Origin of the sequence: Alloyangia pacifica, assembly GCF_020524285.1 — a bacterium.
Lineage (GTDB): Bacteria > Pseudomonadota > Alphaproteobacteria > Rhodobacterales > Rhodobacteraceae > Salipiger > Salipiger pacificus_B.
Genome location: NZ_JAIVKX010000031.1, coordinates 1 through 13,421 on the forward strand (window position 1 = coordinate 1; position 13,421 = coordinate 13,421).

At 66.3% G+C, this 13,421-nt stretch carries 13 protein-coding genes; 9 read left to right on the top strand and 4 right to left on the bottom strand.

The annotated features are described in order from the left end of the window. Nucleotides 1-110: 110 nt before the first annotated feature. From LC039_RS26450 to LC039_RS26465, 4 genes are read right to left on the bottom strand one after another with little or no spacing between them, the layout of a single operon-like run. On the bottom strand, nt 111-1,070 hold the full coding sequence (locus LC039_RS26450) for an ABC transporter substrate-binding protein (RefSeq protein ID WP_226629847.1): 960 nt from the start codon (nt 1,068-1,070) through the stop codon (nt 111-113). A 12-nt stretch (nt 1,071-1,082) separates the two neighbouring features. After that, a complete protein-coding gene (locus LC039_RS26455) occupies nt 1,083-1,877 on the bottom strand; it encodes an ABC transporter ATP-binding protein (protein ID WP_226629848.1) in 795 nt (264 codons plus the stop codon). Beyond that, entirely contained in the window at nt 1,877-2,704 is an 828-nt protein-coding gene (locus tag LC039_RS26460; protein WP_226629850.1) for an ABC transporter permease, read from the bottom strand. The genes LC039_RS26455 and LC039_RS26460 overlap by 1 nt, the downstream gene beginning before the upstream one ends. Then, nucleotides 2,695-3,834, bottom strand: a complete 1,140-nt coding sequence (locus tag LC039_RS26465; RefSeq protein ID WP_226629852.1) for an aryl-sulfate sulfotransferase — start codon at nt 3,832-3,834, stop codon at nt 2,695-2,697. The genes LC039_RS26460 and LC039_RS26465 overlap by 10 nt, the downstream gene beginning before the upstream one ends. Nucleotides 3,835-4,007: 173 nt before the next feature. Here LC039_RS26465 and LC039_RS26470 point away from each other — a divergent pair, with 173 nt between their 5' ends. From LC039_RS26470 to LC039_RS26510, 9 genes are all read left to right on the top strand, one after another. Beyond that, the gene (locus LC039_RS26470; protein WP_226629854.1) at nt 4,008-5,021 is read left to right on the top strand and encodes a substrate-binding domain-containing protein; all 1,014 of its coding nucleotides are present in this window, start codon (nt 4,008-4,010) and stop codon (nt 5,019-5,021) included. A 432-nt stretch (nt 5,022-5,453) separates the two neighbouring features. Next, the gene (locus LC039_RS26475) at nt 5,454-6,236 is read left to right on the top strand and encodes a serine O-acetyltransferase (RefSeq protein WP_226629856.1); all 783 of its coding nucleotides are present in this window, start codon (nt 5,454-5,456) and stop codon (nt 6,234-6,236) included. Beyond that, nucleotides 6,233-7,129 (top strand): VOC family protein, encoded by an 897-nt coding sequence (locus tag LC039_RS26480; protein WP_226629858.1) that lies wholly within the window; start codon nt 6,233-6,235, stop codon nt 7,127-7,129. Before LC039_RS26475 ends, LC039_RS26480 begins: the two co-directional genes overlap by 4 nt. A gap of 40 nt (nt 7,130-7,169) precedes the next feature. Beyond that, entirely contained in the window at nt 7,170-8,309 is a 1,140-nt protein-coding gene (locus LC039_RS26485; RefSeq protein ID WP_226629860.1) for an amidohydrolase, read from the top strand. Further along, entirely contained in the window at nt 8,309-9,217 is a 909-nt protein-coding gene (locus LC039_RS26490) for a LysR family transcriptional regulator (RefSeq protein ID WP_226629862.1), read from the top strand. Before LC039_RS26485 ends, LC039_RS26490 begins: the two co-directional genes overlap by 1 nt. Before the next feature lie 129 nt (nt 9,218-9,346). Further along, a complete protein-coding gene (locus LC039_RS26495) occupies nt 9,347-10,258 on the top strand; it encodes an NAD(P)-dependent oxidoreductase (RefSeq protein ID WP_226629864.1) in 912 nt (303 codons plus the stop codon). Further along, nucleotides 10,258-11,793: an aldehyde dehydrogenase family protein gene (locus LC039_RS26500; protein ID WP_226629865.1), complete on the top strand. Its 1,536-nt coding sequence runs from the start codon at nt 10,258-10,260 to the stop codon at nt 11,791-11,793. The genes LC039_RS26495 and LC039_RS26500 overlap by 1 nt, the downstream gene beginning before the upstream one ends. A 97-nt stretch (nt 11,794-11,890) precedes the next feature. After that, a complete protein-coding gene (locus LC039_RS26505; RefSeq protein ID WP_226629867.1) occupies nt 11,891-12,706 on the top strand; it encodes a DUF3100 domain-containing protein in 816 nt (271 codons plus the stop codon). Nucleotides 12,707-12,709: 3 nt separating this feature from the next. Continuing rightward, complete coding sequence (locus tag LC039_RS26510) at nt 12,710-13,189, top strand: hypothetical protein (RefSeq protein ID WP_226629869.1); 480 nt, start codon at nt 12,710-12,712, stop codon at nt 13,187-13,189. The last annotated feature ends 232 nt before the right edge of the window (nt 13,190-13,421 follow it).

Genomic DNA, 13,421 nt, shown 5'->3' on the forward strand with positions numbered 1-13,421 from the left:
CCTTTGGGTAATAACTTTGGCTCTGCGAATAAAGATACAGCGTTCTCGGTTTTTGCCTTGCAGCGGTCAGGTAGGTGGCCTCTGCCCCCAATCGGGCAGAGACCTGTCGCTCAGGGCAGATCGACAGCGTCCGGCGCCGCCTTCTTCAGCGCATCCGGCGCGAAATGACCAAGTATCGCATCGGAGTTGACGGCCTCGCCCTTGACCACGCCCTTGGAAAGGACCCACGCCGCCTCTGCCACCAGCAGGTCGGCCAGTCCAGTGTCGAGCTTGAGGCCCACGTCGACGTCCTTCCACATCGCGCCCAGAGCCTCGGGCGTCATGGCGCCCTGCATGGAGGCGCTGACCGCTTCCATCGCGGCCTGCGGATCGGCCTTCACATCCGCATCGGCCCTGGCCAATGCACCCATGAAGGCATCTAGCGCGGCGGCGCGTTCGCCGGTCATTTTGGGCGAGGCAGCGAGGATGTAGTGCACCTCGTACCCTGGCACACGCAGCTCCGCATAGGTGTCGCCAAGCGTCGATTTCGCCGCGCCGTAGAAGGTCGGGAAGGGCACGATGGCGTCCAGATCTCCACGAGCCAGGGCGGGCACCAGATCCGGCGGGGCAGCGCCCACGACCTCGGCCTTGACGCCGGCCTGTTTCAGCACCTCGTCGAGGTAGAAGTTCACGTTGGTGCCGATGGTGGTGCCGATCCGCTTGCCCGCAAGATCCTCTGGGCTGGCCACGGCACCGCCCGCCGTGTTCACGATGACGCGCGACCCGGTGTAGCGTGCCAGGTCGCCGACCACCGCGAACTCCGCCCCGGTCAGCGCCCCGACTGCGGCGGGAAACTCGGCCATGAAGGTCACGTCGACCTGACCGCCGACCAGGGCCTCGAACCCCTCGCGCCCGGTGTTGAAGGCGACGAAGGTGATGTCGAGGCCCGCGTCATTGAAGTAGCCCTTCTGGATCGCGACATCGACCTGCGGCGTCTGCGGATTGGGTGTCCAGGCAAAGGTCATCTCTTCTGCGCTGGCGGCGAAGGGCACCAGCAGAGCGGCAGCAAAGGCAAAGGTGTAAAGGTTCATCTCAGATCTCCTTCAGAGGGCGTCAGCAAGCATGGTCTTGGGATGGAGGAGGCCGAGGATCTCGTCCCGGATCTCCAGAAGTTCGTTGCCCGACCGGCTGAGGGCGCGGGGCCTCTCCTGCGTCAGGTGGTAATGGCGGATGAGCCGGCCAGGCGCATGGCTCATCACCTGGACGTGGTCCGCCAGAAGCAGCGCCTCATCGACGTCATGGGTGACGAACAGCACCGTCGCCTTGTGCTTGCGCCAGATGCCCAGCAGCAGGTCGTGCATCACCAACCGGGTCTGGGCGTCAAGCGCACCGAAGGGTTCGTCCATCAAGAGCACCTTGGGTTCCACGGCGAAGGTCCGTGCGATGGCGACGCGCTGCTTCATCCCGCCGGAAAGTTGCTGCGGATACTTGTCGGCATGTGCCTCAAGCCCCACTTCGGCCAGCGCGGCGCGGGCGCGGTCGATCTCCTCCCGCTTCGAGAGGCCGAACTGCTTCAGCCCGTAGCGGACATTGTTCAGCGCCGTGAACCAGGGGAATAGCGCGTATTGCTGGAAGATCACGCCAACCTCGGGCGAGGGCCCGGTGATCGCCCGGCCGTCCAGCCGGATGGCGCCTTCCGCCGGGGTGACAAAGCCCGCAATGGCGTTCATCAGCGTGGACTTCCCGCAGCCCGAGGGGCCAATCAGAGCGGTGAAGGTGCCGGGTTCGAGGGCATGGGACGTCCTCTCCAGCGCGGTCACGCGCCCCTGCTTGCCGGTAAAGCGGATCACGACGTCGTCGATCTCCACGCGACCTTTGGGTTGAGTTGCGTCGGTCATCATCCCTGCTCCCAGTGAACGAGTTTCTTTCCGATCCAGTGCACGATCAGGTCCGCGAGAGCCCCGAGGATGCCCAGCAGGATCAAGAGTGAGAACATGCGGTCCGTTCGGACGTACTGCCGCGCCTCCTGAAGCCGGAACCCGATACCCGAGGACGCGCCGGAAAGTTCGGCGGCGACGAGGCTGAGGAAGGCCAGCGCCACGCCAAGCCGGATGCCCGCAAAGATGTGCGGGGCGGCGGCGGGCAGGACGACCGTCAGGAACTCCCGCAGCCTGGACGCGCCGAGAGTGCGGGAGGCGCGAAGGTAGGTTTCGGGCACGTATTGCATGCCGTGATGCGTGTTGAACCAGACCGTCAGGAAGACGGTGTAGGAGACCACGAAATACTTCGATCCCTCGCCGATCCCGAACCAGACGATGGCCACGGGGACCAACGCGATGGCGGGGATGGGCCGCAGCAGGTTGAGGAACGGGTTCAGCAGGGTGCGGACCAGCGCCACCCGCCCGGTCATCAGGCCGAGTGTCACACCAAGCGTCCCGCCGATCGAAAAGCCGACCGCCGCCCGGCCAAGCGATTTCGCGAGGTCGGTCTGCAGCGTGCCGTTCTGCCACATTTCGACCGTGGCGGACCAGACGGACCAGGGGGCCGGGAAGATCGCCTCCTTCACCACGCCCGACAGGCCGACAAGCGTCCAGATGCCAAGGATGAAGGCGAAGGAGATCAGCGGCAGGCCAAGGGTCGCGCCGGAGCGCAGGCCCTTCGTCAGCAGTTGGGCGAAGCGCGGCGTTGCGGAGTTTTGGGTGCCGGGGTGCTCTGTCACAGCCATGACACCTGCTCCGCCGCGTAACGATGTGCGCGGAAGCAACCGTTGTGCGAGCCCTTGATGAACTGGTTCAGCGGCGCCGGGTACTCGGCAAAGTCCGGGATAACGAACTCCCACGCTATCTCTCCGGCCTGCGTCACCTCGAAAAGCCGCCCGAAAGCGCTTTCGCAGATCAGTGTGTTGCCGTTGGCCAGCCGCTGCGCGCTGCCCATGAACGGAGAGAAAAAGCTGGGCGCGTTCGGGTCTGCATAGGCCCAGACCGTCTCCATCGTCTTCGGATCGAACTGAAGGGCGCGGGAATAGGGGTTCGACGATCCGACCCGCAGGTTGCCATTGTCGAAGACCAGCACCGTGCCGTCGTCCATCATGATCGGCGTGTGCTGCTGGGCGACAACATCGGTCCCGGCATGCCAGACGATGCGCCCCGTGGCCTTCTCGACCGCGATCACGCCCGACGTCGTCCGCAGGCTCATCAGGATCAGCCCGTCCTTCGTCTCGGACACGCCGTTGATCATCGGCCAATGACGGCGGTCGAAGATCGGGTGTACGGGCAGGTCTGCGGGGTCGATGTGGTCCCAGATGCACCACTCCCAGACGACCTCGCCCTTCCGGTTCACCTGCCGGACAATGTCGGACTGAAAGATCCCGTCCGCGCCGTCCTTTCGGGGATCGCCGCCGCAGATGCGCTTGGCGAGATGGGCGGGCAGCTCGGCCGCTACGGTGTAGAGCAGGTCTCCGTTCGGCAGCCATTGCGCGTCGTGATGGTGATAGATGTCCTCGTGCCGCCAGACGATCTCTCCGTCGGGCGTGGCCTCGTAGAAGTCGCCGCCGTGCCAGAGATCCCAGGCGGGATAGAGTGCGGCAGAGGTCGCATGGCTGCCGTTGTAGCCGAGGTTGCCGTTTGGCAGGATTACCGCGTCGCGGCCAGGGCGGACCGGCATGGTCCACTGATGCGCGATACGGCCTTCTATATCGACCATATCGACCACGCCGCCGCCGGTCTGGCGGGCATAGAGCGTATATCCTCCGGCCGTCTTGGAGCGGTCCAGCGCGGTCAGGCCCAGCCTACGCCGCTCCAGCGTCACGGCGCTGCTGTGTTCGGGGTCGAAAGCGCCATTCAGTTTGTCCAACATTCTATCCTCCGGTTCTTAGTAAAACGTTTTAATGGCTTTTCGCCTTGCGCAGCGCTCAATTAAAACGGTTTAATTACATCAGAAGGCAGAAAATATCGAAGCGGCGCGGGACTGGGCGGACTTCAGGCCCGGATGCGCACAAAAGAGGCGAATTTCGTATGACAGAGGCCCCCGTGACCCCGAAAAAGCGGGCAACCGTGAAGGATGTCGCCCAACTCGCCGGTGTATCGGCGGGGACGGTTTCCAACGCGCTCAGCGGGAAGCGGCGTGTTGACTCTGACACTCAGGCAAGGATCACGGCGGCCATCGATGCGCTCGGCTACGTTCCCAATCTCGCGGCACGGGGCATGCGGACGGGTCGGGCGGGCACGATCGCGATCTTCTCCTCCATGCCGGTTGCGGTGGCGGCAGGCCAGTCCCGGCTTGGCTTCCTGATGGAGATCGCGGCCTCGGCGGCGGTATCGGCAATGGAGAACAACGTCGCGCTTCTGCTGATCCCGCCGATTACGGAGCCGGCGACGGCACTTGGCACCATTGGCTTCGACGGCGCGATCCTCGTCGAACCTTCTGCCGACGACCCTTATCTTGAATTGCTGGCCGCGCGAGGTGTACCAACCGTCGTGATCGGCCCGGCAGAGGACATGCCGAGCCTCGCCGTGACGCTCAACTATCGCAAGATGGCGTCACTACTTTGCGATCACCTTGTCGAAAGCGGGGCGCGTCGCTTCATGCTGGTCACCGGCCAGAGCGCCCGGGCCTCGAACATCATATTCCGGGAGGTCTACACAGAGCGGTGTAGCACCCTCGGCATGGAACCGGAAGTCATCGTCATCCCTGAAGCCGCCGGGGAAGCCGGTGCCCAGGCTGCGCTTGAGGCGCATATCGCGAGCCGGGGGGCCCCCGACGGTGTGCTCGTTCCAATTGACGCAATGGCCACGGGTGTGATGGCGGCACTCCGATCGCACGGACTGGCCGTACCTCAATCCGTGAAAGTGGCGACGCGATATGATGGGCTCCGCGCCCGCAGCGAAACGCCGCCTCTTACGGCGCTCAATCTTCATCTTGATGAAGTGGCCAAGCTGGCGACGCGCCTGCTTGTGGACAGCATTGAAAGTGGCGCGTCAGCTACGTCGGTGACCGCTCCTGAGCCAGCATTGGTTGTACGTGGCGCAACAGGATCACCCTGAGGGGCTGACGTTCGACACTCTCGGTACTGATGACGTATTTGGGCTCGGAGGGAGCCGATCGCAGCACTCCGGCTGAACGGCAGCTTTCGGCGTGTGAGCCGAGCTAGGCAAGGTCCGGTTACTGCGCTGTCCTGCCCGTCCAGGGTCGATGCCATCTTTGACATCGAGCGCCAGATCAATGGCCTGGACGTCGCCAGCCAGCTCGAGGCCGGGCACCGGCTGGTCCGCCCACTGGTCAAGGACCTGCACGACTGGATGCAGGCCATACATACGCGCGGCGATTGGAACTCAAACGATACCTCGCCCCGCAGCGCCTTGTGGCAGCGCCGTGGCGTTCTCCTCAGAGCAACACGATGGGGATATTTTCGCTCTTGTGCGCAGCGCTGTACTCGGGGCAGCTTCGTAGAACCCTTCGATCACCCGCGAGGCCCCATGAGCGGACATTCCCTGCAGCAGACGCTTCTGCCCGACACCCGTGACCTGCTCGCCGACGAGCCGGGGCTGGCGGTGTTGCTCGGGGTGGAGGCTGGCGAGCTGAGCGATCTGCCCGAACTGATGGCCGCCGCGCTGACCGCCTGTCTGCCCGAGAGCAGGGCGCGGGCGTGGCTGCGCGGGCTGACGGTGGAGCTCTTTCGCCACGATGCCGAGGTGTTGGACACGGCTCTCGACGATCTGCTGGTCACCAGCGCGCGCGATGATCAGCCCGGCGGGGCACCGCGCGTGCTGCTTTTCGCAAACGGCTATCACGCGCTTCTGTCCTACCGGGTGAGCCGGGCGCTCTGGTCGGCCGGGCGCGAAGAGCTTGCGCTGGCGGTCAAGGCCCAGTTCACCCGGGCGCTCTCGGTCGAGATCTGGCCGCAGGCAACCATCGGCCGCGGCGTCTGGTTCGATCACGGGCTCGGGCTGGTGATCGGCCAGACGGCGGTGATCGAAGAGGATGTGAGCCTCTGGCATGGGGTCACGCTGGGGTCGAACTTCGTCGACATGGGGGAGGGACGGCATCCCAAGCTGCGCCGCGGCGCGGTGGTCGGGGCGGGCGCGATGATCCTCGGGCCGGTCGAGGTGGGTGCAGGGGCGACGGTGGCTGCCGGAGCAATCGTGACCAGGGATGTTCCTCCCGGCCATGTCGTGACCGGGCCCCGCGGCACTGATCGCGGCGCCGGGCGTTTCGCTGGGTTTGTAACGTTGGCGGAGTTGAAAGGCCGGGCGGAATGACGTCGCTTGGGATCGACCATCCGTTGGTCTGCGTGCGCAATCTGGCCGAGGCGCGCGAGACCTACCTTTCGCTCGGGTTCCTGATGAAGCCGCCGGGGATGCACCCCTGGGGCACCTCGACCGCGCTGGTGATCTTCCGCAATCAACTTCTGGAACTCGTGGGGATCGGCGATAAGAGCCTGCTCGACGGGTACCCGGCGGGCGACTTCCGCTTCGGCCGACACGTGCAACACTGGCTGGCCGCGCGTGAAGGCGTGTCTCTCACGGCGCTCAACTCTGGCGATGCGGCGGCGGACAAAGCGGCCGTCGTCGCGCGCGGCGGTCACTGCGAGGGCACCATCGAGTTCGGACGCGACGTGACCCGCGCTGACGGAGCGCCGGACCGCACCGCAACCACGCTGAAGATCTTCACCCGCGCAGGCCTGCCGCGGCTGTCGATGTTCGCCTGCCAGCAGCATCGGCGCGACCTCATCGAATTCCCTGAGTGGATGGACCATCCAAACGGCGCGCATGGCTTTGTGTCTGCGACGATTCTCGCCACGCCTCAGGACCAGCCCGCGGTGAAGGACTGGCTCGCCACGCTGCATGGCCCCGGGGCGGTGGCCGAGACCGGCTGGGGCTTCAGCGTCGCCACCGGCAAGGGGCACTGGCGGGTGCTCAGCCGCGACGCCGCCCGGGCCTTCTTTGGCCCGCTGCCCGAAGGCCTCGCTGCGGACGGTGCGCCCTCGGTGATCTCGCTCGACGTCGCCTGCCACGCCTTGGAGCGGGTCCGCCCCTTCGTGGACGCGGGCGGTTTCGCCAGTCACGAGATCGGTAGCGCACTTGTCCTGACCGAGCACACACGGCTGGGCGGCATCCTGCTGACCTTCCAGGAGGCGCCGTCGGCGCCCTGACTCAAGACGGGTCGCGCGAGCGCGTCCCCAAGGAGACCTCATGTTCAACCAAGACCATATCGCCGAAGCCATTGCCTGGCGTCACGACCTGCACCGCCACCCCGAACTGGGCTTCGAAGAACACCGGACCTCGGAGATGATCGCGGGGCTGCTCACCGGCTGGGGCTGGCGCGTGCATCGCGGGCTGGCGGGCACCGCCGTCGTAGCGCAGATGGGGCAAGGCGCACCGGTGATCGGTCTGCGCGCCGACATCGACGCGCTGCCCATCGTCGAGGCGACGGGCGCGGCCTATGCCTCGGCCATACCCGGCAAGATGCACGCCTGCGGCCATGACGGGCACACCGCAATGCTCCTACTTGCCGCGCGGCAGATTGCGGCGGAAGGGGTCGAGCAGGGCACCGTCACGCTGATCTTCCAGCCCGCCGAGGAAAGCGAAGGCGGCGCGCGTGTCATGGTCGAACAAGGGCTTTTCACGCAGTTTCCCGTCGACAAAGTCTTCGGCATCCACAACTGGCCCGGCCTCGCGCCGGGGCGTTTCGTGGCACGCGACGACAAGATGATGGCGGCCTTCTCGGTCTTCGACATCGAGATTCTCGGCAAGGGCGGCCATGGTGCCATGCCCGAGCAGTCCGACGGGGTCATCGCCGCTGCCGGCCGCACCGCTGCGGCGCTGCAAGAGATTCCGGCCCGCGCACTCTCGCCGCTCGAACCCGGCGTCGTCTCGGTCACCCAGATCCATAGCGGCTCGGCCTACAACGTCTGCCCCGACCGCGCGGTATTGAGCGGCACTTGTCGCTGGTTCGGGGCCGAGGCCGGTGACATCATCGAGGAGCGCGTGCGGCGCGTCGCCGCCGCCGAGGCCGCTGCGCAGGGTTGCACCACCAACATCGACTACCAGCGCCGCTACCCCGCGACGATCAACACCGCGCCCGAGGCCGCGCTCGCCCGTGAGGTCGCGGCGGACATGGGGCTTGATACGTCGGTGGTCGGTCCGAGTATGGCCTCGGAGGATTTCGCCTTCATGCTGAACGAGGTGCCCGGCGCCTATCTCTGGCTCGGGGCGGCACGCGAAGGCGAGAACCCCGGCCTGCATTCGGCGAAGTTTGACTTCAACGACGCGGTACTGCCCGCCGGGGCGGAGTTCTGGGTGCGCCTCGCCCGTCGAACAACGCAGGGCTGATGGACGCGCTCGACAGCCGTTTCCTGCGCGAGTTTCTCGCGGTCGCGCAGGAAGGATCGATCCGCCGTGCGGCGGATCGGTTGAACGTCGTGCCCTCGGCGATCTCGCGCAAGATCGCCGAGGCCGAGGCCCGGCTCGGGGTGACGCTCTTCGAGCGCAGCTCAAAGGGCGTGAGGGTGACCGAGGCCGGGGAACTCCTGCGCGAGCACGCGCTGCATCTGCAGGACGAGCAGACCTTCCTTCTTGACCAGATCGGCCGCTACCGCGCGGGACGCACGCAGACCGTGCGCATCGCGCTCGGGGAGGGGTTCACAGCCGACCTGATGGAGAATGGGCTGTCGGAGCTGAGCCGGCTGCAGCCCGACCTGCGCTTTGCCATCGACCATGCCGGCACCGACGAGTTGCAGCGCCGCGTGATCGAGGGAGAGGCCGATATCGGAATCGCCTATAACCCGTTGGTGACCGAGGCGACCCGCTCGCTGGCCATGGGGCGTCAGCCGCTCTGCGCGGTTGTGCCTGCGAATACATCATTGGCGGGTCGGCGGCGTGTCGGCCTGGCCGAGGTGCTCGAGCACCCCGTCGCCATGCTCGACGCCCGCCACGCCATCCGACACCTCGTCGGGCAGGTCGCCGCCGACCGCGGGCTGGCGCTGCGGGTGCACGTGGAGACCGCCTCTATCGCGCTGCTGATCCGCTACGTCAGCGCGGGGATGGGCGTAACCTTCCTGCCGCGATTTTCCGCGTCCATTCAGGCGGATCGCGGCGATCTGGCGGTGATCGAACTGGACGAGCCGGCGCTACACCGGGTCAGCACGCACCTCATGGTGCGCGCCCGCCGTCGCCTGCCGAAATCGGTGGAACTGGTGGCGAGCTTCCTGTCCGACCGCATGGTGGCCTTCCGCCCGTGATCCTTAGTGTTGCTCTCAGAGCAACGCGATGTGCGCAATGTAATCCCTATCTGTGAACGCCATTCCTCCGGTTAGCTATGTAAAACGTCAGCCGAACGTGGCCGGCGACGCACAACGACAGGAGATCACATGGCGACAGAGACAGGCAAACGGGCCGGGGTGATCGGACTTGGGGCCATGGGCTTCGGCATGGCATCGAGCCTTGCCCGCGCCGGGTTCGAGGTCGCGGGCTACGATCCTTCCCCAGCGGCGCAGGCCCGCGCCCGCGAGGCGGGCATCGCGCCCAAGGCGAGCCCCGAAGAGGTCTTCGCGACAGCAGAAGTCATCGTGCTTTCGCTGCCCACGGCGGCGCATGTCGAAGGCGTCATCGCCGCGGCACAGGGCGCGGGGCTGCTCGGCGCAGAAGCCGGGAGCAAGGTCATCATCGACACCTCCACCTCCGAGGCCGAGGTCAGCCGCAAGCTCGCGGCAGCGCTTGCCGAAGAGGGACACGGCTTCCTCGACGCGCCGGTGAGCGGCGGTCCCTCGGGCGCGGCATCGGGCCAGCTTTCGGTGATGCTCGGCGGCGACGAGAAATGGGTCGGCGCGGCGATGGCGGCACTCGAGGCGATGGCGGCGAAGATACTCCACGTCGGCCCCAGCGGCGCGGGCAATGTCGCCAAGCTGGTCAACAACATGCTGGTGGCAAGCCACATGGTCACTACGCTCGAGGCGCTGCGGCTCGCAGAGGCGGCGGGCGTTGGCGCCGAAGATGCGCTGCGGGTAATCAACTCGGCCACCGGGCGCAGCGCGCTCTCGGAAGTTCATTTCCCCAACTGGGTGCTGCCGCGCAGCTTCGACAGCGGCTTCAGCACCGGACTGATGCGCAAGGACGTGCGGCTCGCCCGCGAACTGGCCGAGCGCAGCGGGGTCGCTATGCCGGTCGCCGATCTGGTGGCGAACCTCTGGGCCGAGGAGAACTCGGGCCTGAAGGACGGCGATGATTTCATGCATATGGGCGATCCCGCGGTGGACCGCCTGAGCCAGAAGGAAGAGAAGTGATGGCCAAGGACATCATCGATACCGCGGCCCGCGTGGCCGAGCTGCTGAAGGAGCTGACGGGCTCCTCCGAGGTGCAATCATGGGTTGGCGGCGAATTGGTGCCGGGCGCCGGACACGCGCTAGAACTGACCGACCCCGCGACGGGCGAGGTGTTTGCCCGCTACAAGGACGCGGGTGCCGAGGTCGTCGCACAGGCCGCCGAGGCCGCGACCCGCGCGCAGAAGGAATGGTTCGCCAAGACCGCCTCCGAGCGCGGCCGCATCATGTTCGAGATCGGCCGCCAGCTGCGCGCCAATGCCGCCGCGCTGTCGGAGCTGGAAGCCCTCTCCTCGGGCCGCCCGATCCGCGACACCACCGGCGAGCCGGCACGCATGGCCGAGATGTTCGAGTATTACGCCGGCTGGTGTGACAAGATCACCGGCGACGTGATCCCGGTGCCCTCGACGCACCTCAACTACACCCGCCACGAGCCGCTCGGCGTGGTCAGCCAGATCACCCCCTGGAACGCGCCGCTCTTCACCTGCTGCTGGCAGGTCGCCCCGGCGATCTGCGCGGGCAACGGCGTGATGATCAAGCCCTCGGAGCTGACGCCGCTGTCGTCCATCGTGGTCGGCATCCTCTGCGAGAAGGCGGGTGCGCCCAAGGGCCTCGTCAACGTCATTGCGGGCGATGGTCCGGGCTCGGGCCAGGCGATGATCGAGAACCCGGCGACGGCGCTGGTGGTCTTTGTCGGCTCCGCCGAGGCGGGAGCCAAGATCGCGGGCGCAGCGGCCAAGCGTCTGGTGCCCTCGGTGCTCGAACTCGGTGGCAAGTCGGCCAACGTCGTCTTCGGCGATGCCGACCTCGACCGCGCCGTGGTGGGCGCGCAGGCGGCGATCTTCGCGTCGTGCGGGCAGAGCTGCGTGGCCGGCTCGCGCCTGCTGGTGCACCGCTCGGTGCACGCCGAGATGGTCGAGAAGCTGAGCGTCGCGGCGGGCAACATTCCCGTCGGCGCGCCGATGGATCCGGCGACTCAGATCGGCCCGGTGAACAACCTGCGACAATGGTCGAAGATCGACCAGATGGTACGTGAGGCGGCCGCGCAGGGGGCCGAGATCACCAGCGGCGGCGCCAAACCCGCGGCGCTGGCGGCAAGCGGGGGCTTTTTCTTTGCCCCGACCGTGGTCGACCAGGTGACGCCGCAGATGACCATCGCCAATGAGGAAGTCTTTGGCCCCGTGGTTTCGGTGCTGCCCTTCGACACAGAAGAAGAAGCCATCGCTCTGGCCAATGCCACGCCCTATGGCCTCGCGGGTGCTGTCTGGACGCAGGACGTGGGCCGGGCGCATCGCATGGCGGCGCAGGTCCGGGCGGGCACCTTCTGGGTCAACAGCTACAAGACGATCAACGTCATGTCGCCCTTTGGCGGCTTCGGGCGCTCGGGCTATGGCCGCTCGTCGGGCCGCGAGGCGCTGGCCGCCTACACCCAGACCAAATCCGTCTGGGTCGAGACCGCTGAAAACCCCGCGCAGGGCTTTGGCTACGCGCCGGGCTGATCCGGAGCGTTTGCCCTTCAACTTATGCCGTGGACCGGGTAGGCGCCCGGTCCCGGCCAATGCACCCCCAAAGGGGGCGACAACAGAGAGGTTCCTCATGCCAATAAAAGACATCCTTCTCGACTGGCGGCTGCATGGCAGCGTGTTGGTCATCACCGTGATTGCCGAGCTTATCGGGGTCATCGCCGTGCCCATCGGCATCGGCTCGATCCTGCTATTGCCGCTGCTCTATGCCTTTGTCATGGGGCTGCTGATCAACCCCAACGTTATTTCGAGCGCGCGCGCGCTGATCCGCGACAAGCAGGTGCACGCCGCCTCGCCGCTGATCGTCATCGCGATCATGCCGTTCATCGCCAAGTTCGGGACGATCATCGGCCCGTCGATGGAGCAGATCATCGCCGCCGGTCCCGCGCTCATCCTGCAGGAACTGGGCAACCTCGGCACCATCGCGCTGGCCTTCCCGATCGCCGTGCTCGTGCTCCGAATGGGCCGCGAGGCGATCGGCGCGACCTTCTCGGTGGCGCGCGAGCCCAATATCGCGATCATCGCCGACAAGTATGGCCTGAAGAGCCAAGAGGGCGCGGGCGTCATGGGCGTCTACGTGATCGGCACGCTTTTCGGCACCTTCATCTTCGCCATTCTCGCCTCGATTCTCGCCACCTCGGGGGCCTTCTCGATCGAAGCGCTGGCCATGGCCTGCGGCATCGGCTCGGGCAGCATGATGGCGGCCTGCTCGGGCGCGCTGGTGCATGCGGTGCCGGACATGGAAGAGCAGATCCTCGCGCTGGCAGGGGCATCAAACGTGCTGACCTATGCCACCGGTCTTTACCTCTGCGTCTTCGTGGCGCTGCCGCTGACCGAGAAACTCTATGACCTGCTGGGCCGCAAAGAGCCCACCAAAGCCGGAGCCTGAGCTATGAGCGATATCCGTACCGACGACATCGACCTGACCGAAGAGCCAAAGCTCGGCCTCGGTGCCCATGCCGCGGCGCTGGCGGTGGTCTGCGTGATCGCGCTGGTGGGCAACACTGTGGCGACCGAGAACACCGTGCCGCAGGGGCTGGTGGGGCTCATCATCCTGTGGGTGATGTGCATGGTGGGCATGGCGCTTACAAAATTCGTGCCGTTCAAGCTTCCCTCCGTGGCCTGGATCTCGCTGGTGGGCATCCTCGCCACCATGCCCTGGACCCCGGGCAGCGCCTGGATCCTCGACAAGGTGAGCCACGTGAACTTCCTGACGCTGGCAACGCCCTGCCTCGCCTATGCGGGCATCGCCATCGCCAAGCGCGAGATTGAGATCGCCAAGACCTCGGGCTGGAAGATCGCCGTGGTGGCCGTGCTGGTGATGACCGGCACCTACGTGGGCTCGGCCATCGTGGCGCAGGCCTTCCTCTGATCGCGCCCTGATCTCCGCCACGGGCCGCGCCGCACGGCCCGTGGAAGCCGTCCCCCGCCGGCAACGGATGGATGGCAGCACTTCGCTGCGGACAAGAACGCAGCAGCCATGAACATCGTTGGAGGGTCTATGTCGGACCGACTGACGGATAGACCAATGCTCGGCTCGGCACGGTAAGCTTAGGGTCTGAACAGGCGCGGAAAACTGGCTTGACTCACTTTTGCTCTTGGAC

What these genes read in the sequence shown, in the direction of transcription:
- LC039_RS26450 (WP_226629847.1), bottom strand. Translation starts at nt 1,070, where the DNA reads ATGAACCTTTACACCTTTGCCTTTGCTGCCGCTCTGCTGGTGCCCTTC.
- LC039_RS26455 (WP_226629848.1), bottom strand. Translation starts at nt 1,877, where the DNA reads ATGACCGACGCAACTCAACCCAAAGGTCGCGTGGAGATCGACGACGTC.
- LC039_RS26460 (WP_226629850.1), bottom strand. Translation starts at nt 2,704, where the DNA reads ATGGCTGTGACAGAGCACCCCGGCACCCAAAACTCCGCAACGCCGCGC.
- LC039_RS26465 (WP_226629852.1), bottom strand. Translation starts at nt 3,834, where the DNA reads ATGTTGGACAAACTGAATGGCGCTTTCGACCCCGAACACAGCAGCGCC.
- LC039_RS26475 (WP_226629856.1), top strand. Translation starts at nt 5,454, where the DNA reads ATGAGCGGACATTCCCTGCAGCAGACGCTTCTGCCCGACACCCGTGAC.
- LC039_RS26480 (WP_226629858.1), top strand. Translation starts at nt 6,233, where the DNA reads ATGACGTCGCTTGGGATCGACCATCCGTTGGTCTGCGTGCGCAATCTG.
- LC039_RS26485 (WP_226629860.1), top strand. Translation starts at nt 7,170, where the DNA reads ATGTTCAACCAAGACCATATCGCCGAAGCCATTGCCTGGCGTCACGAC.
- LC039_RS26490 (WP_226629862.1), top strand. Translation starts at nt 8,309, where the DNA reads ATGGACGCGCTCGACAGCCGTTTCCTGCGCGAGTTTCTCGCGGTCGCG.
- LC039_RS26495 (WP_226629864.1), top strand. Translation starts at nt 9,347, where the DNA reads ATGGCGACAGAGACAGGCAAACGGGCCGGGGTGATCGGACTTGGGGCC.
- LC039_RS26500 (WP_226629865.1), top strand. Translation starts at nt 10,258, where the DNA reads ATGGCCAAGGACATCATCGATACCGCGGCCCGCGTGGCCGAGCTGCTG.
- LC039_RS26505 (WP_226629867.1), top strand. Translation starts at nt 11,891, where the DNA reads ATGCCAATAAAAGACATCCTTCTCGACTGGCGGCTGCATGGCAGCGTG.
- LC039_RS26510 (WP_226629869.1), top strand. Translation starts at nt 12,710, where the DNA reads ATGAGCGATATCCGTACCGACGACATCGACCTGACCGAAGAGCCAAAG.